Genomic DNA, 2,339 nt, shown 5'->3' with positions numbered 1-2,339 from the left:
CCGAAACGCTCGCGTCGGCAACGCAATCTTGGCGGCTACCGATCTCGCTACGCGCGTCAGCGGATGCGCGCACAGTATTCTCAACGTCATTTTCCGTCTGCATATCAGCCTCCTACCGTAGGGTCTGAATGAAATCGAAGGCGATACCCTCGCTCACCGCCGGGTCGGACGATGGCCAGCGGATCGTGTCGGGCAGGATCACCGCCTTGCAGGATGGCCGGATCAGCGTGACGGTCGCGCCCGTCACCCAGCCCGGGCGAATGTGCGGCACCACATCGAACAGGGGCGTAGTGCCAGCACCCGAGGCCACCACAGTCAGGCTGCGCACACGATGGAGCGCATAGCGCGTGGGGTTGGATCCATAGGCAAAGGCCAGCATCTCGCCACGCGCAAGGGTGTAGCCCGCAGGCAGGCCGGACAGGCTGATCTGGCGATTGTTGCCTGCCACGGCCTGCAACACCGGAGAGGCCCCGGCGATGATAGCCCCGGTCGGGTCGTAGGCAGGCGCCCAGATCGGCATAGCATGGACCATGAAAGGATCACCGGCCCGGTCCAGATCCTCAAGCACCGCCTGCACGGCGGAAATGCTGCGATGATACCCCGCCGCCAGCGTGACCGTGCCGCGCCAGAGGCTGGCGCCGATCACCGCCGAAAGCACCTCGCCCCCGGCCGTGCGGCTGTGCTGCCGCGCCCCGGGCAAGTGGAAAGACACCTTCGAAATTTTGAGCCCCGAGAAGAATTCGGCCAGCGGAAGCGGATCCATCAGCGATACCTCGGGTTGCGGTTGATCTGCCCGAGGCGATCAGGGAGCGCGCGGTCAAAGGACTGGAGCCCCGCCGAGACCCCCTGCTGCACTAGGCCGATGATGTGCTGATCACCGCTCGCCCCCTCGACGTTGACCGTGATCGCCATGGATCCGCCGGTCGCTGAGGCGCCGCGCGTGTGGTCGATCACGCTCTCGCGGGGATGCATCATGGCGAGGAAGCCCCCCTTGCCATCCAGACCGCCCGTGCGTGGCGCGCTTCCGGTATAGCCCCCGCCATCGAAGGACAAAAGACCGCCGACAAAGCCGGTGAACCCGCCACCACCACCAAGGCCGAGAAGCGATGAAAGGCCCTTGCTCATCTGCGCCTTGGCGATTTCCATCAGCAGGTCTGCCACCGCCTGTTTGGCGGATTTCGACCCGTCGAGGATGGAGCCGAACATGTCGGTCAGGGCATCGCGCCCGCGCTCGCTCGCCTCCTCGATCTGCCGAATCCGATCCGCCGCCGCCTCGGCTTCAAGCCCTGCCGTGGCATAGGCGCGCGCCTGCGCCTCGATCTCGGCCGTCAGTTCGGGCGTGATGACAAGGCCCTGCCGCTGCGCCGCCATCAGAAGCTCGGCCCGCTTGCGGGCGTAATCCATCATCCCGGCATGCTCGCCCCCGGCCTCGGCCGCCACGAGGAGCGCCGCCGCCTCGGCCTCAAGCAACGCGATCTGGCGTTGCGTGGCCTCGATCATCGCTGCGTATTCGTCCCGGGTGCGACCGCCGCCCTTGCCGGAAGATCGGCCGCCCGGATCCACGAGTTCATGCGTCATGGCTGGCGCCGGGCGCGGGCGCGGGCTGGTCGCCACGAAGGTGTCGGGATCGGGAGGAAGCAGGCCCACATCGCTGGAGGAAAGAGGGGTGCCAGTATTTTGCGGGAGGAAAGCAGGGATCGCCGCCCGTGCTTCCTGTCCCTTCTGGGCGACAAATCCCAGCATCGCGGCCAGACGGCCAAGGCCAGCCAGCACCGCGCCGAAGCCTATGCCGTCGATTTGGCCGACGCTCTCGGTCGCCGTCCGGGCATCCCCGATGACCTTGATCAGCATCCTGTGGAATTCATCGGCCTCGATGAAGCCGTTTTCGAGCTGGAAAGCGAGCGCACTCATATTCTCTGCCGCGCGCATGATCTCGGCTGACAGTTCGGGATTTTTCTTGGCTGCCACCTCGGCCACGCCGCGAAGAGATTCCGCCATCGCCTCGACGAAAGGAATCGCGTCAAGCATTGCCTCGGAAATGTCGGTCAGGATCTCCTTCTGCTCCTCGGAGAGGCGTTTCCCATCGGCGATGCGCTCGTAAACCTCATTGCCGAAGATGGCTCGCGCGCGGCCTTCATCAGCGAGGATTTCATCAAGCTCGGCGCGCATCCCGACCAGCCGCTGCACCGCGTCGGCCGCGCCTACGGCAAATCTCTTGAACCAGGTGCCGATGGTCGTGTTCAACTCCTGCCAGCGCCGGTCGAGTTCCTGCGCCTTCTCGATCAACTCCCGATCCATGACGATGCCAAGCTCACGCGCCCGGTCGATGGTGCGGGAAA

Annotated in this window: 1 protein-coding gene and 1 pseudogene; both read right to left on the bottom strand. The window is 65.5% G+C overall.

All coding sequences use genetic code 11. The features are described from left to right. Nucleotides 1-112 precede the first annotated feature (112 nt). A complete protein-coding gene (locus ABNX41_RS21710; RefSeq protein WP_438671759.1) occupies nucleotides 113-763 on the bottom strand; it encodes a hypothetical protein in 651 nt (216 codons plus the stop codon). Beyond that, nucleotides 763-2,339: pseudogene (locus tag ABNX41_RS21705) on the bottom strand (hypothetical protein); the annotation flags it as partial. The pseudogene ABNX41_RS21705 and the gene ABNX41_RS21710, both read right to left, overlap by 1 nt.

The sequence above is a fragment of the Pseudogemmobacter sonorensis genome, from assembly GCF_042762395.1.
GTDB lineage: Bacteria > Pseudomonadota > Alphaproteobacteria > Rhodobacterales > Rhodobacteraceae > Pseudogemmobacter > Pseudogemmobacter sonorensis.
This window is presented reverse-complemented; position numbering and strand designations above follow the sequence as displayed.